We start from the raw sequence: 24,969 nt of genomic DNA, 5'->3' as shown, positions 1-24,969 counted from the left end.
CGAATGTGAAAAAAGGCTAGATCGGCACCCGACCTGCCTACATCCCCCGGCTTGGTAGTGGGGATATCAGGCCAGGCCGAAGAAAGCGCGGTAGGAGCCCAATTGCCCGTCGAGCATGTGGATTCCGTGGTGGACGCGGTGACCGAGGGCCGCCGCTTCGCGGAGGAGCCGGGTTTCGCGGGGTTTCATGATGATGTCGGCGACCACGGTGCGCGGGGCCAGCTCGGCCGGCCGGAACGGCAGCGGGTCGTCCGGACGCAGCCCCAGCGGCGTCGCGTTCACGACGATCTCGGCGCCCGCGGTGTCCGGCTCGGCCGCCACCGCGGTCCGGCCCGGCCAGTGCACGTCCAGGCGGGCCCGCAACGCGGCCAGTTTCGCGGTGTCCGGGTCGCACACGGCGAGCCGGCCGGCGCCCGCCGCCAGCAGCGCGGCCGCGATCGCGCTGCCCGCGCCGCCGGCCCCGACGAGGGTCACCTGCCGGGCCTTCGGGTCGTGGCCGGCCTCGACCAGCCCGGCCACGAAGCCGGTGCCGTCGAAGTTCTCGGCGTACCACCGGCCGTCGGCCTCCCGCCGGAGTGCGTTGGCACTGCCGGCGATCTCCACCATCGGGCCGCACCGGTCGGCCAGCCCGGCCACCGCCACCTTGTGCGGCACGGTGACGAAGATGCCGTCGAGGTTGGCGACGCACTTCAGCCCGGCGACGATCCGCTCGAGGTGCGGCACCGGCGCGTGCACCGGGACGAGCACCGCATCGACGGCCAGCTCCGCGAAGAGCGGGTTCAGCAGCCCGGGCGACTGGACCTGGGCGACCGGATCGCCCAGCACGACGTACAGACGGGTGGTGCCGCTGATGGTCATCTCGGCCTCCCGCCGCGGCTAGCGCAGCATCTTGGCGACGGCGAACGCGAGCTCGACCGACTGGCCGGCGTTGAGCCGCGGGTCGCAGGCGGTCAGGTAGCGGCCGGGCAGGTCGGCTTCGGTGAGGCCCGCGGCCCCGCCGAGGCACTCCGTCACGTCGTCGCCGGTCACCTCGACGTGGATGCCGCCGGCGTGGGTGCCGAGCCGCCGGTGCACCTCGAAGAAGCCGGCGAGCTCGGCGACGACGTGGCCGAAGTGCCGGGTCTTGTAGCCGTTGCCCGAGGTCCGGGTGTTGCCGTGCATCGGGTCGCACTGCCAGATCACCTCGTGCCCGGACGCGGTGACCTTCTCGACGATCGGCGGGAGGAGCTCGCGGACCTGGGCGTGCCCCATCCGGCTGACCAGCGTCAGCCGGCCCGGCGTGCGGTGCGGGTCGAGCCGCCGGACGTACTCGGCTACCTCCTCCGGGGTGCAGCTCGGCCCCAGCTTGAGGCCGATCGGGTTGGACAGCAGCTCGGCGAACGCGATGTGGGCGCCGTCGGGCTGCCGGGTGCGTTCCCCGATCCACAGGAAGTGCGCCAGCCCGCTGGACAGCCGGGGTTCCGGGCCGCCGGGATCCGCCCACAGGACGGCCCGCTCGTAGTCGAGCAGGAGCATCTCGTGGCTGACGTAGATCTCCGTCGGCCGCGCGGGCCGCCCGCCGTCGCCGAAACGCCGTTCTCCCCGTGCCGGGTGGCCGGCCCCGGCCAGCGCCACCAGGGGTTCTTCGATGCCTTCGGCGCACAGCTTGCGGACGAGGTCCATCGCGCCGGCGGCGTGGGCGTAGGCCAGCAGCATCCGGTGCGGGTCGGGTGTGCGGGCCGCGACCGTGCACTCCGGGGAGTTCACGATGTCGCCGCGGTACACCGGCAGGCCGAGGGCGTCGACGGTGCTGGACCGCGGCTTGGCGAACTGCCCGGCCATCCGCGCGATCTTGACCACCGGCAGGCCGGCTGCCTCCGCCAGCACTTCGCCCATCCGCTCCAGCAGGCCCAGGTTGGCCCGCAGGTGCGGTTCGGTGTTCCCGGCGAACGTCTCGGCGCAGTCCCCGCCCTGCAGCAGGAACGCTTCACCGCGGGCCACCGACGCGAGCCGCGCGCTCAGCCGCGCGGTCTCCTCCGGCGCCACGATCGGCTCGGCTTCGTGCAGCAGCCCGACCACCGCCTCCGCCCGGTCGGCGTCCGGCCAGCACGGCTGCTGCGCGGCCGGCCGGGCCAGCGCCGCGCTCAGCCGTCCGGCCAGCACCGAGGGGGCACCTCCCCGGGAAAGCGCCCACCGCCCGGTCATGTCGCCCCCAGCAGGTTTTCCAGGCTGTCGCGGGGCATCCCGGCGAGGACGTCGGTGACGACCCGCGGCGGCACGTCGCTCACCAGCTCCGCGCCCCGGGGCCCGGCCAGGACGAAGGCGAGCCCGGTGATCGCCTTCTTGTCGCGGTGCATCTGGCGGACCAGCACGGCCGGGTCGACCCCCTCGGGCAGCGCGGCCGGCAGGCCGTAGTGGCGGACGACCGCGAGGTGTTCGTCCACTCCGGACTGGTCGATGCGGCCGAGCGCGCCGGCCAGCCGGCCCGCGAACACCGTGCCGATGGCGACCGCTTCGCCGTGACGCAGGGCGAAATCCGTGGCGATCTCCAGCGCGTGCCCGAGGGTGTGGCCGTAGTTGAGCAGGTGCCGCGGTCCGGTGTCCCGCTCGTCCTTCGCGACGATGTCCGCCTTGAGGGTGACGCTGGCGGCGATCTGCTCCGGCAGCGTGCGTCCCCGCAGGTCCGGCGCGCCGATGAAGTGGCAGCGGGCGATCTCGCCGAGGCCGTTCCGCAGCTCCCGCCGCGGCAGGGTGGTCAGGTAGTCGGTGTCGCACAGTACCGCGCTGGGCTGCCAGTACGCGCCGACGAGGTTCTTGCCCGCCGGCAGGTTCACCGCGGTCTTCCCGCCGACGCTGGCGTCCACCTGGGCGAGCAGCGACGTGGGCAGGTGGACCACGGCGACGCCCCGGTGGTAGAGCGCGGCCGCGAGCCCGGTGACGTCCGTGGTCGTGCCGCCCCCGCAGGAGACGACGACGTCGGACCGGGTGAGCCCGAACCGCGCGAACTCACCGCACAGATGTTCCACAGTGGACAGTCTTTTGGCCGGCTCGCCGTCGCGCGCCGGCAGCAGCAGCGTCTCGACACCGGTTCCGGGCACCCAGTCCGCGGGGCGGGCCGAGACGACGACCGCCCGGCGGGCGCCGAGCCGGTCGACGACCTCGGGCAGCGCCGTCCGCACCCCGGGGCCGACGAGCACGTCGTAGGACCGCTCTTCGAGGCGCACCGGGATCGTCGTCCTCACGGCGCCTCCCGCCGCGGCTCCGGCACGGTCACGTACGGCAGGTCGGCGAGCTTGGCCACCGGCTCGCTGCCGTGGTGCAGGTACTCGCCGCCGTAGAAGAAGTTGAGGTACGGGATGTAGTGCTGCTGGTAGGCGGATTTGCAGAGGCCGGCGAGCTTCGCCAGCAGGCCCTCTTTTTCCGTCATCGTCGTGCCTTCCGTGGTCAGCCGAGGTCGCCGGACAGCACGCGGGCCACCAGCGTCCGGTGCTCGTCGTCGTCGGTGATGGTGCGCACCTGCTCGCGGCCGTCCTCGACCGTCAGGTACCGGCGCTGCCGCAGGAAGACCTGGCCGTTGCCGAACGCGCGGCCGCACAGGGTTTCCCGGGTGTCGGTGCGGGTGGTGTCCCCCACGAGGGCCCGGAAGTTGTCCTCCAGTTCCTTCCAGTCGCTCCACTCGCGCGGTTGCGTCGTGAAGGTGTAGACGACGCTCCAGCGGGTGACCGCGCCCCGGCGTTGCAGCGCGTACCCGGCGTCCTGCTGCACCAGCCGGAACTGGCTGCCGTACTGGGTCCGCACCCCCGGCGACACCGGGAGCGGCTCGACGTAGGTGGGGCCGGGGTAGCCGACGTCCACGAGCCAGCCGTCCCCGTCCAGGGTGACGAGGTTGAACATGTGCTCGACCTCGGTCCCGAAGGTCTCCCGGCCTTCGGCGGTGCTGCCCGCCAACGGCGTGACGTCGTAGCCCAGTTCGGTCAGCAGCCGGTGGAACAGCCGGTTGAGGTGGTAGCAGGCGCCGCCCTTCCCTTCGGCGACGCTGGTCGCGAAGACGTCGTCCTCGTCGAGGTCGACGACGTTCACGGCGTCCCGGAGGTCGTAGGCGAGACTGCTGTACGGGATCGCCGTCAGGTGGCTCTTCTGCAGCTTCGCCAGCGTTTCGAGGTCCACGCCGGTTTCCCCGCCGCAGCCGATCCGCTGGAGGTAGGTCTCCACGTCGAACACGTTCACCAACCTTCTTTCAGAGCAGCTCGTTGAGGTGCGCGGCGAGCAGCGCCGGCGTCGGGTGGTCGAAGACGACGCTGGGCGCGATCTTGCGGTCGGTGCGGGCGCGGAGCCGGTTGCGGAGCTCGATCGCGGTGAGCGAATCGAACCCGATCTCGAACAGCCCCTGGTCCGCGTCGACCTGCTGGGTGGCGCGGTACCCCAGCACCCTGGCCACCTGGGCGCGCACCAGGTCCAGGAGGACCTCCGCCCGCTCGGCCGGCTCGAGCCCGGCCAGCCGGGCGGCCCAGTCCTCGTCCACAGTGGACGTCCCGCGGGCCTGCTGGCGTCCCGCGCGGACCAGGCCGCGCAGCAGGTGCGGCACGTCGGCGCCGCCCGCCGCCTCGGCGCGCAGGCCCCGCAGGTCGAGCTGGGCGGGGACCAGCACCGCCTCGCCCGAGCCGATGGCGGCGTCGAAGAGCGCCATGCCGTCGGCGGGGTTCATGGCGACCAGGCCGCCGCGCCGGGTCATCCGGGCCCGGCCGGCCTCGTCGGTGCCGGCCGCCATGCCGCCGGTGGTCTGGTCCCACAGCCCCCACGCCAGCGACAGGCCCGGCAGGCCGGCCGCCCGGCGGTTCGCCATCAGCCCGTCCAGGTACGCGTTGGCCGCGGCGTAGCTGCCGCTGCCCGCGCCCATGAACACCGCCGAAACCGAGGAATAGACGACGAACGCGTCGAGGTCCCGGTCCCGGGTCAGCTCGTCGAGGTGGCGGACCGCGTCGACCTTGGGCGCGAAGACCTCCGCCAACCGGGCCGGCGTCACCGTCCCGATCACCCCGGCGTCGGCGATACCGGCCGTGTGCACCACGGCGGCCGGCCGGTGCTCGGCCAGCAGCGCCGCCACCTGGTCCCGGTCGGAGACGTCGCAGACGGCGACCGCGACGTCGGCCCCCAGTGCGGTGAGGTCGGTGACCAGGTCCTTCGCGCCCTCGGCGTCCAGGCCGCGGCGGCTGGCCAGCACCAGCTGCCGCACACCGTGCCGCTCGACCAGGTGCCGGGCGGCCAGGCCGCCGAGCGAGCCGGTCCCGCCGGTGACCAGGACCGGCCCGCGGGTGGTGAACCCGGCGGGCGAGTCCGGCCGGGCCGCGCGGGCGAGCCGCGGGATGGACAGCGCCGTCCCGCGCACCGCGACCTGGGGCTCCCCGGTTTCCAGCACCGAGCCCAGCACCGGCGGCACCTCGGCGTCGGCGTCCAGCAGGACGATCCGGTCCGGGTTCTCCGCCTGGGCGGCCCGGACCAGGCCCCACACCGCCGCCGCGGCGGGGTCGGTCACCACGCCGTCGCCGGCGGGCACCGCGCCGCGGGTCACGATCGCGAGCTTCGTCGCCTCCAGGCCGCCACCGGCCAGCCAGCACTGGACCACGTCCAGCACCCGGACGGTCAGCGCCAGCACCGGATCTTCGCCGGCGACCGCTTCCATGACGGCCACCGCCGGGGCCTCGGTCACCCCGGTCAGCACGTCGTCGGCCAGCGTCGCCACGTCTTCCGCGGTGGCCACCGGGACCCAGGACGGCGACGGCCGCGCAGTGTCCACTGAGGACACCGGTGTCCAGTCCACCCGGAACAGCGAGCCAGTGCCCGCCGCCGTGGCCAGCTGGTCGTCGGTCACCGGACGGCCGACCAGGGAATCCAGCGTGACGACCAGGCCGCCGGTCTCGTCCACGGCCTCCAGCGACAGGCTGTCCCGCTCGGGCTTGGCGACGCGGACCCGCAGCGCCGAGGCACCGGCCGCGTGCAGCCGCAGCCCGTTCCAGGCGAACGGCAGCCGCACCTCGTCGCCGTAGGACGCGGTGTCCGCGGCGGCGCTGACCATCGTCGAGTGCAGGGCCGCGTCCAGCAGCGCGGGGTGGATGCCGAACGCACCGGCGTCCGCGCGGTGGTCTTCGGGGAGCGCGATTTCGGCGAAGGTCTCGGCGTTCTCCCCGCTGCCGCGCCGCCACACCGCGCGCACGGCCCGGAACCCCGGCCCGTACCCGTAGCCGACGTCCGCGAGCACGTCGTAGGCACCGCCGATGTCCACGGCTTCCGCGCCGGGCGGCGGCCAGGCGGCGAAGTCGAAGCCGGCGGTCGTCCGCGGCCGGTCGCCCGGGACCACCACGCCGGTGGCGTGCCGGACCCACGAGTCCGCGTCTTCGCGCCGGGAGTAGACGTCCACCGTGCGCGAGCCGTCCCCACCGGGGCCGCCGAGGGCGACCTGCACGCGGACCCCGCCGCGGCGGGGCACCACGAGCGGCGCCTCGATCACCAGCTCGTCGAGCACCGGGCAGCCGGCTTCGTCGCCGGCCCGCACGGCCAGCTCGACCAGCCCGGTGCCGGGGACGATCACGACGTCCCGGACCGCGTGGTCGGCCAGCCAGGGGTGCGTCCGCAGGGACAGCCGCGAGGTGAAGGCCAGGCCGTCGGACTGCGGCAGCTCCACCACCGCGCCGAGCAGCGGGTGGCCGGCCCCGGCCAGGCCCAGCGAGACGGCGTCGGAAGCGGGTCCGGCCGCGCGCAGCCAGTAGTGCTCGTGGTCGAACGCGTACGTCGGCAGGTCGACCCGGGCGGGCGGCACCAGCGCGGCCCAGTCGACGTCGACACCGCGGACGAACAGCTCGGCCATCGACGTCAGCAGCCGCCGCCGGCCGCCGTCGTCCCGCCGCAGGGTCCCGGTGACGACGTCGTCGGTGAGCTCGGTGATCGGCTGGACCAGCACGGGGTGGGCACTGACTTCGACGAACACACCGTGGCCCGACCCGAGCAGCGTCTCCACGGCCGGGCCGAACCGCACCTGGCCGCGCAGGTTCCGGTACCAGTACCCGCCGTCCACGACACCGGCGTCCCGGACCCATTCGCCGGTGAGGGTGGAGAGGAACGGCACGAGCGGGGCCCGGGCGTCGATCCCGGCCAGCGCTTCGGCGAGGGTGTCCTCGATGTCTTCGACGTGCCGGGTGTGCGAGGCGTAGTCCACCGCGACCTGCCGGACGCGGACGCCTTGGCCGGACAGGGTTTCGAGGGCTTCGGCGAGGGCCTCGGCGTCCCCGGCGACCACCACGGACGTGGGGCTGTTGACGGCCGCGACTGCCACGCGGTCCGCCCACGGCGCCAGGCGCGTGACGGCGTCTTCTTCGCTCAGGGCGACCGAAGCCATGCCGCCGCGGCCGGAGAGCTTCGCGGCGATGGCCTGGCTGCGCAGCGCGACCACCTTCGCCGCGTCTTCGAGCGACAACGCCCCGGACACGCAGGCGGCGGCGATCTCGCCCTGGGAGTGACCGAGCACCGCGTCGGGGACCACGCCGGCGGAGGACCACACCGCGGCCAGGCCGACCATCATGGCGAAGCTGGCGGGCTGGAGCACGTCCACCCGGTACAGCAGGCCGGGGCCTTCGCCGCGCAGGACGTCGTGCAGCGACCAGTCGATCCACGGCGCCAGCGCGGCCGCGCATTCGTCGATCCGCTCGGCGAAGACCGGCGAGGAGTCCAGCAGTTCGCGGCCCATGCCCGCCCACTGCGTCCCCTGGCCGGGGAACACCCAGACGAGCTTGCCCGGCAGGCCGGAGGCGGGCACCCGGCCGGTGACCAGGCCCGGCGCGTCCTCGCCGCGGGCCAGCGCCGTCAGCCCGGCCGTGGCTTCCGCGGCCGAGTCCGCCACCAGGACCGCGCGTTCGCCGAAGACGGCGCGGCCGGTCAGCAGCGCCCCGGCGACGGCGGAGAGGGGCGCATCGGAGTCGCCGAGGAACGCGGCCAGCCGCCCGGCCTGTCCGGCCAGGGACCCGGCGCTGCGGGCCGAGACGACCAGCGGCACCACCCCGCCGTCTTGCGGTGCGGCGACCGGCTCGGGCTCGGCCGGTGCTTCTTCGATGATCAGGTGGGCGTTCGTGCCGCTGATCCCGAAGGAGGACACGCCGGCCCGGCGGGGACGGCCGGTGCGCGGCCACTCCCGCGCCTCCGTCAGCAGCGAGACGGCCCCGGCGGACCAGTCGACCTGGCTGGTGGGCTCCTCGACGTGCAGGGTGGGCGGCATGACGCCGTGGCGCAGCGCCTGCACCATCTTGATCACCCCGGCCACGCCGGCGGCCGACTGCGTGTGCCCGAAGTTCGACTTCACCGAACCCAGCCACAACGGCGTCTCCGGGTCCCGGTCCGTGCCGTAGGTGGCCAGCAGGGCCTGCGCCTCGATCGGGTCGCCCAGCGCCGTCCCGGTGCCGTGCCCCTCCACGACGTCCACATCGGACGGCCGGAGCCCGGCGCCGGACAGAGCTCGGCGGATCACCCGCTGCTGGGAAGGGCCGTTCGGGGCGGTCAGGCCGTTGGACGCGCCGTCGGAGTTGACCGCGCTGCCACGCAGCACGGCCAGGATCCGGTGGCCGCGCTCGCGGGCCACGGACAGCCGTTCCAGCACGACGACCCCGACGCCCTCGGCCCAGCCGGTGCCGTCCGCGCCTTCCGCGTAGGCCTTGCACCGGCCGTCACCGGCCAGGCCGCGCTGCTTGGCGAACTCCACGAAGGTGCCGGGCGTCCCCATCACCGTGACGCCGCCGGCCAGGGCCATCGAACACTCGCCCTGCCGCAGGGCCTGCGCCGCCAGGTGCATCGCGACCAGCGACGACGAGCACGCCGTGTCGATCGTGACCGCCGGACCCTCGAACCCGAACACGTAGGACACGCGCCCCGACACGACGCTCGAAGCGCCCGCCGTGCTCGCGTAGCCCTCCAGTGCGGACGGATCCGCGCCCATCCCGTAGCCCTGGTTGGACACGCCGGCGAACACGCCCACGTCGGCGCCCTTCAGCGCGCCCGGGTCGACACCGGCCCCTTCGAGGGCTTCCCAGGACGCTTCCAGCAGCAACCGCTGCTGCGGGTCCATGGCCAGCGCCTCCCGCGGCGAGATCCCGAAGAAGCCCGCGTCGAACAGGCCCGCACCGTCGAGGAAACCGCCCTGGCTGGTGTAGGTCGTGCCGGACGAGCCGGGGTCGTCGTCGAACAGGTTTTCCAGGTCCCACCCCCGGTCTTCGGGGAAGGGGGACAGCCCTTCGAGGCCCTCGCGCACCAGGCGCCACAGGCCGTCGGGATCGGTGACGCCGCCCGGCAGCCGGCACGCCATGCCGACGATGGCGATCGGCTCGCCGAGGTCCGCGGCGGCCGCGGCCGGCACCGGAGCCGTAGCGGCCGTGTCTCCGAGTTCGTCACGCAGGTAGCGGGCCAGTGCGACCGGCGTCGGGTAGTCGAAGACCAGCGTGGCGGGCAGCTTCAGCCCGCTCGCCTCGCGCAGCCGGTTGCGCAGTTCCACCGAGGTCAGCGAATCGAACCCGGTGTCCTTGAACGCGGTGTCCGCGCGGACGGCCTCCGGCCCGGCGTGCCCGAGCACCAGCGCGACCTGCGTGCGGACGACGTCGAGCAGCAGCGCCTCCTGCTCGGCCGGCGCGAGCCCGGCGAGCCGTCCGGCCAGCCCGGCGTCCACGGTGGACGCCGGACGCGCCTGCTGCCTGCCCGGGCGGACCAGGCCGCGCAGCAGGTGCGGCACCGGCCCGCCGGCCCGGGTTTTGCGCAGGTCGAGCTTGACCGGCACGACCAGGGCGTCCGGCGTGCCGACCGCGGCGTCGAACAGGTCCATGCCCTCCGCGGGCGAGATGGCCAGGACACCGCCGCGGCTGGCCCGCGCCTGGTCGGCGCCGCCGAGGTGCGCGGTCATGCCGTCGGTCTGCTCCCACAGGCCCCAGGCCAGCGCCGTGCCCGGCAGGCCCGCGGCCCGGCGGTTCGCGACCACGGCGTCCAGGTAGGCGTTGGCGGCGGCGTAGTTGCCCTGCCCGGCGGAGCCGAAGACCCCGGACGCGGACGAGAACACGACGAAGGCACCGAGGTCCCGGTCGCGGGTCAGCTCGTCGAGGTGGCGGACGGCGTCGACCTTCGGCGCGAACACCTTGGCCAGCCGCTCCCGCGTCAGCGATGCGAAGACACCGTCGTCGAGGACGCCGGCGGTGTGCACGACGGCGGCCGGCCGGTGTTCGGCCAGGAGGGCCTCGACCTGGTTCCGGTCGGCGAGGTCGCACGCGACCACGGAGACCTCGGCGCCCTGGGCGGTGAGGTCGGCGGTCAGCTCGGCCATGCCGTCGGCGGCCGGGCCGCGCCGGCTCGCGAGCACCAGCCGCCGGACGCCGTGCCGGGCGACCAGGTGCCGGGCGGTGAGCACGCCGAGCGAGCCGGCGCCGGAGATCAGGACCGGGCCCGGGCCGGACACGGCCGGGGCCGCCGCGGCTTCCGCGCGGGCGAGCCGGGGCGCCGTCAGCGTGGTGCCGCGGACGGCGACCTGCGGCTCGCCGGACGCCAGCACCGGACCCAGCGGAACGTCGCCGTCGGTGTCCAGCAGGACGATCCGGTCCGGGTGCTCCGCCTGCGCGGCCCGGAGCAGTCCCCACACCGCGGCCCCGGCGGGGTCGCGCACGACGCCGTCACCGGCGGGCACCGCACCGCGGGTCACCACGACCAGCCGGGCGTCGTCGGCCGCGTCGGAAAGCCACGTCTGCACGGCCTCCAGCACCCGGCCGGTCAGTTCCAGGGGCTCGTCGCCAGACGCTTCGAGCAGCTCGACGTCGTCCGTGGACGCGTCCCCGGCCGGTGGGATTTCGGTCCATTCCAGGCGGAACAGCGCGTCATGGTGGGCCGCCGCGTCCAGCTGCCCGGTGGACACCGGCCGGGAGACCAGCGAATCCGCCGTCACGACGAGACCGCCGGCCTCGTCCGCGGCCTCGACCGACAGGGCGTCCGGGCCACTCGGGGCGAGCCGGACCCGCAGCGCGGACGCGCCCGCCGCGTGCAGCACCAGGCCGTTCCAGGCGAACGGCAGCACCGGACGTCCGGGTTCCTCCGTCGTGGCCGCACCGAGCATCCCGGCGTGCAGGGCGGCGTCCAAGAGCCCGGGGTGGATGCCGAACCGGGCCGCGTCCGCGCGGTCGTCTTCGGCCAGCGCGACTTCGGCGAAGATCTCGTCACCGCGCCGCCACACCGCCCGCAGACCCCGGAAGGACGGCCCGTAGGCGTACCCGCGCTCGACGAGTTCGTCGTAGAAGTCACCGACCTCCACGCGCTGCACGCCGGGCGGCGGCCAGGCGGTGAAGTCGAACGGCTGGGGGCCCGCCGCGGACGCGGCCAGGAACCCGGTCGCGTGCCGGGTCCAGACCTCCGCGCCGGCGTCCTCGCGCAGGGAGTACACCTCGACCGAGCGCGATCCGGTCTCCCCCGGCGCGCCCACGACGACCTGGATCCGGACCCCGCCGTGGCCGGGCACGGGCAGCGGGGCTTCGATGACGAGTTCTTCGAGGACCGGGCAGCCGGCCTCGTCCCCGGCCCGGACGGCCAGCTCGACGAGCCCGGTGCCCGCGACGAGCACCACTCCGCCGATGACGTGGTCGGCCAGCCAGGGGTGCGACTTCAGCGACAGCCGCGAGGTGAAGACCAGGCCGTCCGACTGGGGCAGCCGCACGACCGCGCCCAGCAGCGGGTGGTCGGCCGCGACCTGCCCGAGCGAAGCCGCGTCGGTGGCCTGCGCGGCCGGCTGGAGCCAGTAGTGCTGCTGGTCGAAGGCGTACTTCGGCAGGTCGACCCAGCCGGTCACGGGCGCCACGGTGGCGGCCCAGTCGACGGCCACCCCGCGGACGAACAGCTCGGCGAACGCGGTGTGCAGCGCCGCCGCCTCCGGCCGGTCGTCCCGCAGCGCGGCGACGCACGAGACGCCGGCCGTCTCCTCGACGAGGGCGGTGAGCGCCGCGCCCGGTCCCAGCTCGACGAACAGGGTGCCGCCGGACTCCGCCGCGGCCGTGACACCCGCGGCGAACCGCACCGGCCGTCGCACGTGCTCGGCCCAGTACCGCGGCTCGGTGAGCTCGCCCGGCCCGGCGAACCGTCCGGTCACGTTGGAGACCACCGGGATCTCCGGTTCCCGCCAGGTCACCCCGGCCAGCTCGGCGGCGAACTCCGCCAGCATCGGTTCCATCCGCGCGGAGTGGAACGCGTGCGACACCTTGAGCTGCTTGGTCTTGTGCCCGCGCTCGCGCATCCGGGCGGCGGCCGCGAGGACGGCGTCTTCGTCACCGGAGAGGACCACGGCGGCGGGGCCGTTGACGGCGGCGAGCTCGACGCCCTCGCCGAGCAGCTCGGCGACCTCGGCTTCGGAGGCGCCCACGGCGACCATCGCGCCGCCCGGTTCCAGGGCCTGCATCAGCCGGCCGCGCGCCGCGACGATCCGCGCCGCGTCCGGCAGCGAGAACACCCCGGCCGCGTACGCGGCGGTGATCTCGCCGATGGAGTGACCGATGACGACGTCCGGCCGGACACCCCAGGACTCCGCGAGCCGGAACAGCGCGCTCTCCACCGCGAACAGCCCGGCCTGGGTGAAGACCGTCTGGTCCAGCAGCCCGGTCTCGGCGGGCACCTCGCCGAGCACGACGTCCCGCACGCGGTGGCCGGCGCGGCCGGCCAGGCACGTGTCCAGCTGCTCGCAGGCTTCGTCGAACGCGGTCGCGAACACGGGGTAGCGCTCGTACAGCTCGCGGCCCATCCCGAGCCGCTGCGAACCCTGGCCCGGGAAGACGTAGCCGACCTTGCCCGGCTTGGCCGAACCGGTCACCACGCCGGGCGCGCGTTCCCCGCGGGCCAGCGCCCGCAGCCCGGCCACGGCTTCCTCGTCCGAGCCCGCGACGACGACCGCGCGGTCCCCCAGCAGCGCTCGGCTCGACAGCAGCGCACTCGCCAGCCCGGCCCGGGACGTGCCGGACTCCAGGACCTCCGCGAGCCGCCCGGCCTGCGCCGCCAGGGATGCGGGGCTGCCCGCCGAGACGACCAGCGGCACCACGGACGGTGGTGCGGGGGAACCCGCTTCTCCACCCACGACGGGCTGCAGACCCGGGTCCGGGGCTTCCTCCAGGATCAGGTGCGCGTTGGTGCCGCTGATGCCGAACGCGGACACCCCGGCCCGGCGGGGACGGTCTTCGCGCGGCCACGGGCGCGGCTCGGTGAGCAGCTCGACCGCGCCGGCCGACCAGTCGACCTCCGGTGTCGGCTCGGCCACGTGCAGGGTCGGCGGCATGGCCTCGTGCCGCAGGGCCTGGACCACCTTGATCACGCCCGCGACCCCGGCGGCCGCCTGCGTGTGCCCGAAGTTGGACTTGATCGAGCCCAGCCACAACGGCCGCTCGCGGCCCTGGCCGTAGGTCGCGAGCAACGCCTGCGCTTCGATCGGGTCGCCCAGCGCGGTGCCCGTCCCGTGCGCCTCGACCAGGTCCACATCGGACGCGAGCAGCCCGGCCCCGGCCAGCGCTTTGCGGATCACACGTTGCTGCGAAGGGCCGTTCGGTGCCGTCAGGCCGTTGGACGCGCCGTCCTGGTTGACCGCGCTGCCGCGGATGACCGCCAGGATCCGGTGCCCGCGTTCCCGCGCCATCGAAAGCCGTTCGAGGACGAGCACGCCGGCGCCCTCGGCCCAGCCGGTGCCGTCGGCGGTCGAGGAAAAGGCCTTGGACCGGCCGTCGGCGGCCAGCACCCGCTGCCGGGAGAAGGCGACGAAGGTGCCGGGCGTCGGCATCACCGTGGCGCCGCCGGCGAGCGCCATCGAGCACTCGCCCGCGCGCAGCGCCTGTGCGGCGAGGTGGATGGCCACCAGCGACGACGAGCACGCCGTGTCGATGGTGACCGCCGGGCCTTCGAGCCCGAAGGTGTAGGACACCCGGCCCGACGCCACGCTCGAGGCCGCGCCGATGCCCGCGAAGGCTTCCAGGTCCGGGGTGATCGCCCCGGCGCCGTAGCCCTGGGTGAACACGCCGGAGAACACGCCGACGTCGCTGCCCTTCAGCGAAAGCGGGTCGATGGCGGCATCTTCGAGGGCCTCCCACGACGTCTCCAGCAGCACCCGCTGCTGCGGGTCCATGACGAGGGCCTCCCGCGGCGAGATGCCGAACAGGCCCGCGTCGAACAGCCCGGCCCCGCGCAGGAAGCCGCCCTGGCTGGTGTACGAAGTGCCCGGGTGGTCGGGGTCCGGGTCGAACAGGCCGTCCAGCTCCCAGCCCCGGTCGTCGGGGAAACCGGAAAGGGCGTCGACGCCGTCCGCCACGAGCCGCCACAGGTCTTCCGGCGAGGACACGCCGCCGGGGAACCGGCAGGCCATGCCGACGACGGCGAGCGGCTCGTCGGCGTGCCGGGCGCCCTGCTTGCGCAGGCTGTGCAGCTCCGCCGTGACGCGCTTGAGGTACTTGAGGAGTTTCTCGTCCGTGGCCATTCCTGGGTCCTCACAAGGGTTGCTGGAGCGTCGGTCTCGGACACGTGTCAGGTGAGACCCAGCTCCTCGTCGATGAAGTCGAGGACTTCGTCGGCGGACGCGGATTCGAGCCGGTCCGCCAGCGCGGCGTCGTCCGGCCGGCCGGGCACCCCGTTGCACCGGGCCACCAGGCCCTGCAGCCGGAGGGTGAGACCGGTCTTCGTGGATTCGTCGAGGCGCAGCCCGCCGAGCAGCGCCTCGACGTCTTCGAGCCGGGCGTGCACCACCGAGAGCGCGTCGTCGCCGGTCCCGAGCTCGGCGCGCAGGTACCGGGCGAGGACGAGCGGGGTCGGGTAGTCGAAGGCGAGCGTGGCGGGCAGCTTCAGCCCGGTGCTCCCCCGCAGCCGGTTGCGCAGGTCCACCGAGGTGAGCGAGTCGAACCCGGCGTCCTTGAACGCGGTGTCGGCGCGGACCGCGTCCGGCCCGGCGTGGCCGAGCACCGCCGCGACCTCGGTGCGGACCAGGTCGGTCAGCAGCGCCTCCTGCTCGGGGGCGGCCAGCCCGGCCAGCCGGTGCTTGAGCGTGTCGTCCACTTTGGACGCGCCGTGCGCCTGCCGCCGTCCGGGGCGGACCAGCCCGCGCAGCAGGGGCGGCACGGCCCCGCCGGCCCGGACCTCCCGCAGGTCGAGCTTGACCGGCACGAGCAGCGCGGGCCGGGCGCCCAGCGCGGCGTCGAACAGGGCCATGCCCTCCTCGGCCGTGATCGGCCGCACCCCGCCCCGGCTCATCCGGGCCTGGTCGGTGCCGCCGAGGTGCGCGGTCAGGCCGGTGGCCCGCTCCCACAGGCCCCACGCCAGTGACAGGCCGGGCAGGCCGGCCGCCCGGCGGCTCGCCATCGCCGCGTCCAGGAACGCGTTCGCCGCGGCGTAGTTGCCCTGCCCGGGTGAGCCGAAGACGCCGGAGCCGGACGAGAACACGACGAACGCGCCGAGGTCCCGGCCGCGGGTCAGCTCGTCGAGGTGGCGGACGGCGTCGACCTTGGGGGCGAACACCTTGGCCAGCCGCTCCGGGGTGAGCGTCCCGATGACGCCGTCGTCCAGCACGCCCGCCGTGTGGATCACGTTCGCCGGGCGGTGTTCGTCGAGCAGGGCGGCGACCTGGTCGCGGTCGGCCAGGTCGCAGGCGACGACGGACACGTCGGCACCCTCGCCGGTGAGGTCGGTGACGAGGTCCTTCGCGCCCTCGGCGTCCAAGCCGCGCCGGCTGGCCAGCACCAGGTTCCGCACGCCGTGGTGGGTGACCAGGTGCCGCGCGACGATCTCCCCGAGCACCCCGGCGCCGGAGACGAGGACCGTCCCTCGCAGACCGGACAGCGGGGCCGCCTCGGCGCGGGCCAGGCGCGGGACGTACAGGGCTGCGCCGCGCACGGCGACCTGCGGCTCGCCACTCGCCAGCACCGCACCGAGCGGCACTTCACCGTCGGTGTCGACCAGGACGATCCGGTCCGGGTTTTCCGCTTGGGCCGAGCGGACGAGGCCCCAGACCGCGGCCGCGGCCGGGTCGGTCACCGGGGTGTCCCCGGCGGGCACCGCGCCGCGCGTGACGACGACCAGGCGTTCGGCCTCGGGCTCGGTCAGCCGGGTCTGGAGCTTCTTCAGCACCCGGGAGGTCGCCGTGAGCGGCGAGTCGCCGCCGGGGACCTCCAGCACGTCGGCGGTGCCGTCGGCCTGCTGACCCGCGGGGACTTCGATCCAGTTCACCTGGAACAGCGAGTCCTTGGTGGTGGTGCCCCGCTGTCCGATCGACACCGGCCGCAGCACCACTTCCTTGGCCGTGACGACCAGGTTGCCGGCGCCGTCCACCGCCTCCAGGGGGCCGCCGGACACCAGCCGGACCCGCAGCGTCGACGCCCCCGTGGCGTGCAGCGTCAGGCCGCGCCACTCCATGGGCTGCGTCAGGCCGTCTTCGCCGGACAGAGCCGCGTCCAGGAGCGCCGGGTGGATGGCGAACGCGCCGGCGTCCACGTCCTCGGGCAGGGAGACCTCGGTGAAGGGCTCGTCGCCGAGCGGTCGCGCGCCCGGCGGCGACGTCGCCGACAACGTGCCGGTGGCGTGCCGGGTCCACTCGTCGTCGGCGTCGTCGGGCTGGGAGTACACCTCCAGCGGACGGACGCCGGTTTCGTCCGGCCCGCCCACCATGACCTGCACCCGGATCGCGCCGCGGTCCGGCACCACCACCGGGGTTTCGATGACGAGTTCGTCCACCACCGGGGTCCCGGCCTCGTCGCCGGCCCGGATCGCCAGCTCGGCCAGTGCCGCGCCGGGGACGACCACGACGTCGTCCAGGAGGTGCTCGGCCAGCCACGGCTGCGACTTCAGCGACCACCGCGAGGTGAAGACCAGGCCGCCGGTCCGCGGCAGCCGCACCACCGGGCCCGCGGCATCGGTCGCGGTCTCGACGTACCGCAGCCAGTAGTGCCGGTGGTCGAAGGCGTAGGTCGGCAGGTCCACCCGGGCGGGCGGCACCAGCGTCGCCCAGTCCACGTCGACGCCGTGGACGAACAGCTCGGCCATCGACGTCAGCAGCCGTCGCAAGCCGCCGTCGTCGCGTCGCAGCGAACCGGTGACGACCGGGTCGCCGGCCAGTTCGCTGATCGCCTGTACGAGCACCGGGTGGGCGCTGACCTCGACGAAGCCCCGGTGGCCCTGATCGATCAGCTTCGCCACCGCCGGGCCGAAGCCGACCTGGTTGCGGAGGTTGCGGTACCAGTAGCCGCCGTCGAAGACCCCGGCGTCGCGGATCCAGTCCCCGGTCAGGGTGGAGAAGAACGGCAGCGACGGCGCCTGGGCCTCGATCCCGGCCAGTGCCTCGGCCAGGGGTTCCTGGATGTCTTCGACGTGCCGGGTGTGCGAGGCGTAGTCCACCGCGACCCGCCGGACCCGGATTTCCTGTCCGGTCAGCGCTTCGAGAGCTTGGTCGAGGGCTTCGGCGTCACCGGCGATGACCACCGACGACGGGCTGTTGACCGCGGCCACCTCGGCCCGGTCCGCCCACGGCGTCAGCTGGGCGAGCGCGGCTTCCTCGCTCAACGCGACCGACGCCATCCCGCCGCGGCCGGCCAGCTTCGCGGCGATCGCCTGGCTGCGCAGGGCCACGACCTTCGCCGCGTCCGGCAACGACAGCGCACCCGACACGCAAGCGGCCGCGATCTCGCCCTGCGAGTGCCCCACGACGGCGTCCGGCCGGACCCCCACCGATTGCCACACCGCGGCGAGACCGACCATCACCGCGAAGCTCGCGGGCTGCACCACGTCGACCCGATCCAGGTCGCCCTCGCCACGAAGGACGTCGAGCAGCGACCAGTCGATCCACGGCTCCAGCGCGGCCGCGCACTCGCCGATCCGCTCGGCGAACACCGGGGACTCGTCGAGGAGCTGCCGGCCCATGCCGGCCCACTGCGAACCCTGGCCGGGGAACACCCACACGACCTTGCCGGGCGCACCGGTGGCCGCCACCGTTCCGGTCACGACGTCGGGCGTGCTTTCCCCGCGGGCCACCGCGGCCAGCCCGGCCGTGGCTTCCTCGCGGCTGCCCGCGACCACGACGGCCCGGTCCCCGAACAGCGAACGGCCGGACACCAGGGCCCCGGCGACGTCGGCGAGGGGCACGTCCGACTCGCCGAGGAACGCGGCCAGCCGCTCGGCCTGGCCCGCCAGGGCACCCCGCGCGGACACCACCAAGGGCACGGCACCGGCGGAGGACGTTCCGGCGGGCGGCGGCTCCTCCTCGGGGGCTTGCTCCAGGATGAGGTGCGCGTTGGTGCCGCTGATGCCGAACGAGGACACCCCGGCCCGGCGCGGCCGGCCTTCGCCCGGCCACTCCCGCGCTTCCGTCAGCAGCGAGACCGCGCCGGCGGACCAGTCGATCTCCGTGGACGGCCGGTCGATGTGCAGGGTCGGGGGCAGCACGCCGTGGCGCAGTGCCTGCACCATCTTGATCACGCCGGCCACGCCCGCGGCCGCCTGCGTGTGCCCGATGTTGGACTTGATCGAGCCCAGCCACAGCGGCTTCTCCGGGTCGCGGTCCTTGCCGTAGGTGGCCAGCAACGCCTGCGCCTCGATCGGGTCGCCGAGCGTCGTGCCGGTGCCGTGGCCTTCGACGGCGTCCACATCGGACGGTGCCAGTCCGGCCTCCGCCAGCGCGGCCCGGATCACCCGCTGCTGGGACGGGCCGTTGGGCGCGGTCAGGCCGTTCGAAGCGCCGTCGGAGTTCACCGCGATGCCGCGCAGCACGGCCAGCACCCGGTGCCCGCGCTCGCGGGCGACCGACAGCCGCTCCAGCGCGATGACACCGACGCCCTCGGCCAGCCCCATTCCGTCGGCGCTGTCGGCGAACGCCTTGCAGCGCCCGTCCAGTGCGAGCCCGCGCTGCCGGGAGAAGGACACGAAGGAACCGGGCTGGGCCATCACCATCGCGCCGCCGGCCAGGGCCATCGAGCACTCGCCCCGCCGCAGCGACTGCGCGGCCAGGTGCATCGCCACCAGCGAGGACGAACACCCGGTGTCGACGGTGACCGCCGGGCCCTCGAGGCCGAGGACGTAGGACACCCGGCCGGACGCGATGCAGGGCGCCGCCCCGGTGCCGACGAAACCCTCCAGCTCCGGGGCGACCACGCCGCCGCCGGCGCCGTAGCCCATGCTCGCGACGCCGGTGAACACGCCGACGTCGCTGCCCTTCAGCGACCGCGGGTCGGTGCCGGTCCGCTCGACGGCCTCCCAGGACGTCTCCAGCAGCAGCCGCTGCTGCGGGTCCATGGCGACGGCCTCGCGCGGCGAGATCCCGAAGAACCCGGCGTCGAAGAGGCCGGCGTCGTGGAGGAAGCCGCCCTGGTCGGTGTACGTCGTTCCCGGGCGGTCGGGGTCCGGGTCGACGAGCCCGTCGACGTCCCAGCCGCGGTCGCCGGGGAACGCGGAGACGGCGTCGGTGCCGTCGGCCACCAGCCGCCACAGGTCCTCGGGCGAGGCGACCCCGCCCGGGTACCGGCACGCCATGGCGACGATGGCGATCGGCTCCCGCGCCTGTTCCTCGGTCTCGCGCAGCCGCGTGCGGGCGTCGCGGGCGTCGGCGATGGCCCGCTTGAGGTAGTCGCGGAGTTGTCCCTCGTCAGCCACTGAACTCAACTCCCAGGTGTCTCACGTGTGCTCGCTTTTCGGGGGCCCGGATTTCACGGCGGTTTCAGTCGAGCCCGTCGACGAGGGCGAACAGTTCCTCGTCGCTGGCCGTGTCGAGATCGCCGGAGCTGCCCGGCCGGGCTTCGGCCGCCTCGGCGGCCTTGAGCAGTTCCCGCAGCCGCGCGGTGATCCGGTCACCGCCGGGTTCGTCGGCGGCGGCCGCGATGGCCGTCTCCAGCCCGGCGAGGCCGGCCAGCACCGCGTCCGCCGGGGACGCTTCCTCGACGGCGAGTTCCGTCCGCAGGTGCCGGGCCAGTGCCAGGGGGTTCGGGTGGTCGAAGACGAGCGTCGCGGGCAGTTTGAGGCCGGTCGCCTCGCGCAGCCGGTTGCGCAGCTCCACCGACGTCAGCGAGTCGAACCCGGCGTCCTTGAACGCCGCGTCGGCGCGGACGCCGGAGCTGTCGGCGTGCCCGAGCACGACCGCGACCTGGCCGCGAACGAGGTCGAGCAGCAGCGCTTCCTGTTCGGCCACGGTGAGCCCGGTCAGCTTGGCGGCCAGGCCGCCGTTCTCGCCGGACGCCGTGCGCGCGGCCTGCCGTCCCGCGCGGACCAGGCCGCGCAGCAGGTGCGGGACCGTGCCGCCGGCGGCCGCGTCGGCCCGCACCTCGCGCAGGTCGAGCTCGATCGGCACCAGCAGCGCCTCGCCGGCCGCGAGTGCGGCGTCGAAGAGTTCGATGCCTGCGGCGGACCCGAGCGCCCGGACGCCGCCGCGACCCTCACGACGGCTCATCCGGGACAGGGTGAGGTCGTCGATGGTGCCCGCCATGCCGGTGAGCTGCTCCCACGGGCCCCAGGCCAGCGAAAGCCCGGGACGGCCGGCCGCGCGGCGGGCGGCCATCATGCCGTCGAGGAAGGCGTTCGCCGCCGCGTACCCGCCGCTGCCCGCGCCCATGAAGATGGCGGAGGCCGACGAGTAGGCGATGAACGCGTCGAGGTCGCCGGTCAGCTCGTCGAGGTGCTGCACCGCATCGACCTTGGGGGCGAAGACCTTGGCCAGCCGCTCCCGGGTCAGTGCCCCGGTGACACCGGCGTCGAACACGCCCGCCGTGTGCACGACCGCGGTCACCGGGTGTTCCTCGAGCAGCGCCGCCACCTGGTCCCGGTCGGCGAAGTCACAGGCCACCACGGACACCGACGCGCCCTGCTCGGTCAGCTCGGTGACGAGGTCTTCGACGCCGTCGGCGGCCCGCCCGCGCCGGCCGGCCAGGACCAGTCGCCGGACGCCGTGCCGGGTGACCAGGGCGCGGGCGGCCAGCGCGCCCAGCGTCCCGCCGCCGGAGACGAGGACCGTCCCGTCCGGACGGAACGTCAGGGGCACTTCGGCCGCTTCGGTGACCCGGGCGAGCCGGGGCACCGAGAACGTCGAGCCGCGCAGGGCGAGCTGGGGCTCGCCGGTCGCCAGCACGGCGTCCAGTGGCACGTCGCCGTCGGTGTCGAGCAGCACGATCCGGTCGGGGTTCTCCGACTGGGCGGCCCGGACCAGGCCCCACACCGCGGCCCCGGCCGGGTCGGTCACCTCGCGGACGGCGCCGCGGGTCACCACGACCAGCCGGGCGTCCTCCTCCGCCTCGGCGAGGAACGTCTGCACGGCGGCCAGGACCCGGCTGGTCAGGTCCAGCGGAGCCTCGCCGGAGGCTTCCAGCACCTCGGCCGGGCCCGGCGGCACCGCACTGTCCACAGTGGGCAGTTCGGTCCAGTCCACCCGGTACAGCGAGCTGGTGCGCGGAGTGCCGAGCTGGTCGAGGGCGACCTCGCGCAGGATCAGCGAGTCCATGGTCAGGACCGGGGACCCGGTCTCGTCGGCGGCCTCGACGGTCAGGGCGTCCGGTCCGCCGGGCGCGACCCGGACCCGCAGCCCCGCGGCGCCCGCGGCGTGCAGGGCCAGCCGGTTCCACGAGAACGGCATCACGGACTTCCCGGGCTGTCCGCTGGCCGCCGCGGCGATCGTCGCGGTCTGCAGGGCCGCGTCGAGCAACGCGGGGTGCAGGCCGAACCGGGCGGCGTCCTCCCGCCGGTCGCCGGGCAGGGCGACCTCGGCGAACACCTCGTCGCCGCGCTGCCACACCGCCCGCACGCCCTGGAACAGGGGTCCGTACGCGTACCCGCGATCGGCGAGGTCGGCGTAGAAGCCGCCGAGCTCGACGCGCTGCCCGCCGGGCGGCGGCCACGCGGTGAAGTCGAAGCCCGGTCCCCGGCCCGGCGTCGCCGAGACCGTGCCGGTCGCGTGGCGCGTCCACCCGTCGTCGCGCCGGGAGTGGACGTCCACCGTGCGGGAGCCGCTCTGGTCGGGTCCGCTCACCGTGACCTGGACGCTCACCCCGCCCTGGGCGGGCACGACGAGCGGCGCCTCCGTCACGAGTTCGTCCAGCACCGGGCACCCGGCTTCGTCGCCGGCCCGCACGGCCAGCTCGACCAGGCCGGTGCCGGGGAACAGCACCACTCCGCCGATGGTGTGGTCGGCCAGCCACGGGTGGGTCCGCAGCGACAGCCGCGAGGTGAACACCAGGCCGTCCGACTGCGGCAGCGGCACGACCGCGCCGAGCAGCGGGTGCCCGGCCTCGGCCAGGCCCAGCGAGACGGCGTTCAGCCGCTCGGCCGGCCGGAGCCAGAAGTGCTGGTGGTCGAAGGCGTACGTCGGCAGCTCGGCGCGGGCCGGCGGCACCAGCGCGGCCCAGTCGACGTCGACACCGCGGACGAACAGTTCCGCCATCGACGTCAGCAGCCGCCGCCGGCCGCCGTCGTCCCGCCGGAGGGTCCCGGTGACGACCGCGTCGGCGAGCTCGCTGATCGGCTGGACCAGCACCGGGTGGGCGCTGACCTCGACGAACACGCCGTGGCCCGACCCGAGCAGCGTCTCCACGGCCGGGCCGAACCGGACCTGGTTGCGCAGGTTCCGGTACCAGTAGCCGCCGTCCAGGACGCCGGCTTCGGTGATCCAGGTACCGGTGACGGTCGAGAAGAACGGGATCGCCGGTGCCTGCGCGGTGACCCCGGCGAGGGTCTCGGCGAGGGTGTCACGGAGGTCTTCGACGTGCCGGGTGTGCGAGGCGTAGTCCACCGCGACCTGGCGGACGCGGACGCCGTCCCCGGCCAGCACCTCCAGCGCCTCGTCGAGGGCCTGGGCATCGCCCGCGACGACGACCGAGGCGGGGCCGTTGACCGCGGCCACCTCGATCCGGCCGTCCCACAGCGCGAGCCGCGCGTTCGCCTCGTTCTCGCGCAGCGCGACCGAGGCCATCCCGCCACGCCCCGACAGCCGCGCCGCGATCGCCTGGCTGCGCAGGGCGACCACCTTCGCGGCGTCGTCGAGGGTGAGCGCCCCGGAGACGCAGGCCGCGGCGATCTCGCCCTGCGAGTGGCCGACGACGGCGTCCGGGCGCACGCCCACGGACTCCCACACCGCGGCCAGCCCGACCATCACCGCGAAGCACGCGGGCTGCAGGACGTCGACCCGGCCCAGGTCGCCCTCGCCGCGGAGGACGTCGAGCAGCGACCAGCCGGTCCACTGGTCCAGCGCGGCCGCGCACTCCTTGGTCCGCTCGGCGAACACCGGGGACGTGTCGAGGAGTTCCCGGCCCATGCCGGCCCACTGCGTGCCCTGCCCCGGGAACACCCAGACGACCTTGCCCGGCTTACCCGCGGTCCCGGCCACCACGCCGGGCGCGGCCGCGCCACGGGCGAGCGCCCGCAGCCCGGCCCGGGCTTCCTCGGCCGAACCGGCCACGACGACGGCACGCTCCTCGAGCACCGCGCGTCCGGACACCAGCGCACCGGCGAGCTGGGCCGGCGGCACGCTCACCCCGCTCAGCCGTCCGGCTTGACCGGCCAGCGAACCGGTGCTGCGCGCGGAAACCACCAGCGGGACGACGTCCGCCGAAGCCGGCGCCCCGGCGGCGGGCTCCTCGGGGGCTTCCTCGATGATCAGGTGCGCGTTCGTGCCGCTCACGCCGAACGACGACACCCCGGCCCGGCGCGGCCGCTCCCCGCGCGGCCAGTCCCGGCCCTCCGTCAGCAGTTCGACCGCGCCTTCGGACCAGTCGACCTGCGCGGTGGGCTCGTCGACGTGCAGGGTCGGCGGCATGACGCCGTGCCGCAGCGCCTGGACGACCTTGATCACGCTCGCGACACCCGCGGCCGCCTGCGTGTGGCCGATGTTCGACTTCAGCGAGCCCAGCCACAGCGGCTGTTCCCGCTCCTGCCCGTAGGTGGCCAGCAGCGCCTGCGCCTCGATGGGGTCGCCCAGGCTCGTCCCGGTCCCGTGGGCCTCGACGAGGTCCACATCGGACGGTGCCAGCCCGGCGTTGGCCAGCGCGGCGCGGATCACTCGCTGCTGCGAAGGGCCGTTCGGGGCGGTGAGGCCGTTCGACGCACCATCCTGGTTCACCGCGCTGCCCCGCAGCACGGCCAGCACCCGGTGCCCGCGTTCCCGCGCCACCGAAAGCCGTTCCAGCACGATCACGCTGATGCCCTCGGCCAGCACCATGCCGTCGGCGCCCGAGGCGAACGCCTTGCACCGCCCGTCGGTGGCCAGCCCCCGCTGCCGGGAGAAGACGACGAAGGAGTCGGGGCCCGACATCACCATCGCGCCGCCGGCCAGTGCCATCGAGCAGTCGCCCTGGCGCAGGGCCTGCGCGGCGAGGTGCATCGCGACCAGCGACGACGAGCACGCCGTGTCGATCGTGACCGCCGGGCCCTCGAACCCGAAGACGTAGGACACCCGGCCCGACGCCACGCTCGACGCCAGCCCGGTGCCCGCGAAGCTCTGCATCTCCGGCCCGGCCAGGCCACCGCCGTAGCCCGACCCGCCCGCGCCGGTGAAGACGCCGACGTCGGTGCCCTGCAACGAGGTCGGGTCGAGACCGACGCCTTCGAGGGCTTCCCAGGACGCCTCCAGCAGCAACCGCTGCTGCGGGTCCATGGCCAGTGCCTCGCGCGGCGAGATCCCGAAGAAGCCCGGGTCGAACAGGGCCGCGTCGGCCAGGAAGCCGCCCCGGTCGGTGTACGACGTCCCCAGGTGGTCCGGGTCCGGGTCGAACAGGTTCTCCAGGTCCCAGCCGCGGTCCTCGGGGAACCCCGACACGGCGTCGCGGCCCTCGGCCACCAGCCGCCACAGTTCGTCGGGCCCGGTCACGCCGCCGGGCAGCCGGCACGCCATGCCGACGATCGCGATCGGCTCGCCGGCGGCGTTGACCCGCTTCTTCAGCGTGCCGACCTCTTCGAGGGACTTCCGCAGCGCCTCGACGACCTTTTCATACGACGCACTCACCACTTGCT

The 24,969-nt window shown here is 74.8% G+C and carries 8 protein-coding genes; all 8 read right to left on the bottom strand.

Features of this window, described 5'->3' with window-relative positions; all coding sequences use genetic code 11:
- Positions 1-66: 66 nt before the first annotated feature.
- Positions 67-858 (bottom strand): shikimate dehydrogenase family protein, encoded by a 792-nt coding sequence (locus DV20_RS18275; protein WP_043781820.1) that lies wholly within the window; start codon positions 856-858, stop codon positions 67-69.
- An 18-nt stretch (positions 859-876) separates the two neighbouring features.
- Complete coding sequence (locus DV20_RS18270; protein WP_051736040.1) at positions 877-2,184, bottom strand: 3-deoxy-7-phosphoheptulonate synthase class II; 1,308 nt, start codon at positions 2,182-2,184, stop codon at positions 877-879.
- Entirely contained in the window at positions 2,181-3,221 is a 1,041-nt protein-coding gene (locus tag DV20_RS18265) for a 3-dehydroquinate synthase family protein (RefSeq protein WP_043781818.1), read from the bottom strand. The genes DV20_RS18270 and DV20_RS18265 overlap by 4 nt, the downstream gene beginning before the upstream one ends.
- On the bottom strand, positions 3,218-3,406 hold the full coding sequence (locus tag DV20_RS18260; RefSeq protein WP_043781815.1) for a hypothetical protein: 189 nt from the start codon (positions 3,404-3,406) through the stop codon (positions 3,218-3,220). The genes DV20_RS18265 and DV20_RS18260 overlap by 4 nt, the downstream gene beginning before the upstream one ends.
- Positions 3,407-3,423: 17 nt before the next feature.
- The gene (locus DV20_RS18255; RefSeq protein WP_043781814.1) at positions 3,424-4,206 is read right to left on the bottom strand and encodes an arylamine N-acetyltransferase; all 783 of its coding nucleotides are present in this window, start codon (positions 4,204-4,206) and stop codon (positions 3,424-3,426) included.
- Positions 4,207-4,216: 10 nt separating this feature from the next.
- Complete coding sequence (locus tag DV20_RS18250; RefSeq protein WP_043781812.1) at positions 4,217-14,485, bottom strand: type I polyketide synthase; 10,269 nt, start codon at positions 14,483-14,485, stop codon at positions 4,217-4,219.
- Between the two features lie 47 nt (positions 14,486-14,532).
- Positions 14,533-19,635, bottom strand: coding sequence for a type I polyketide synthase (locus DV20_RS18245; RefSeq protein WP_043781809.1), 5,103 nt, complete (start codon positions 19,633-19,635; stop codon positions 14,533-14,535).
- A 64-nt stretch (positions 19,636-19,699) separates the two neighbouring features.
- Complete coding sequence (locus DV20_RS18240; RefSeq protein ID WP_043781807.1) at positions 19,700-24,964, bottom strand: type I polyketide synthase; 5,265 nt, start codon at positions 24,962-24,964, stop codon at positions 19,700-19,702.
- Positions 24,965-24,969 lie beyond the last annotated feature (5 nt).

It is taken from the genome of Amycolatopsis rifamycinica (assembly GCF_000695625.1).
GTDB lineage: Bacteria > Actinomycetota > Actinomycetes > Mycobacteriales > Pseudonocardiaceae > Amycolatopsis > Amycolatopsis rifamycinica.
Note: the sequence above shows the minus strand (reverse complement) of the source record. Positions and strands in the feature narration are given on the sequence as shown.

Coding starts and splice junctions, on each gene's coding strand:
- DV20_RS18275 (WP_043781820.1), bottom strand. CDS start 858: ATGACCATCAGCGGCACCACCCGTCTGTACGTCGTGCTGGGCGATCCG.
- DV20_RS18270 (WP_051736040.1), bottom strand. CDS start 2,184: ATGACCGGGCGGTGGGCGCTTTCCCGGGGAGGTGCCCCCTCGGTGCTG.
- DV20_RS18260 (WP_043781815.1), bottom strand. CDS start 3,406: ATGACGGAAAAAGAGGGCCTGCTGGCGAAGCTCGCCGGCCTCTGCAAA.
- DV20_RS18250 (WP_043781812.1), bottom strand. CDS start 14,485: ATGGCCACGGACGAGAAACTCCTCAAGTACCTCAAGCGCGTCACGGCG.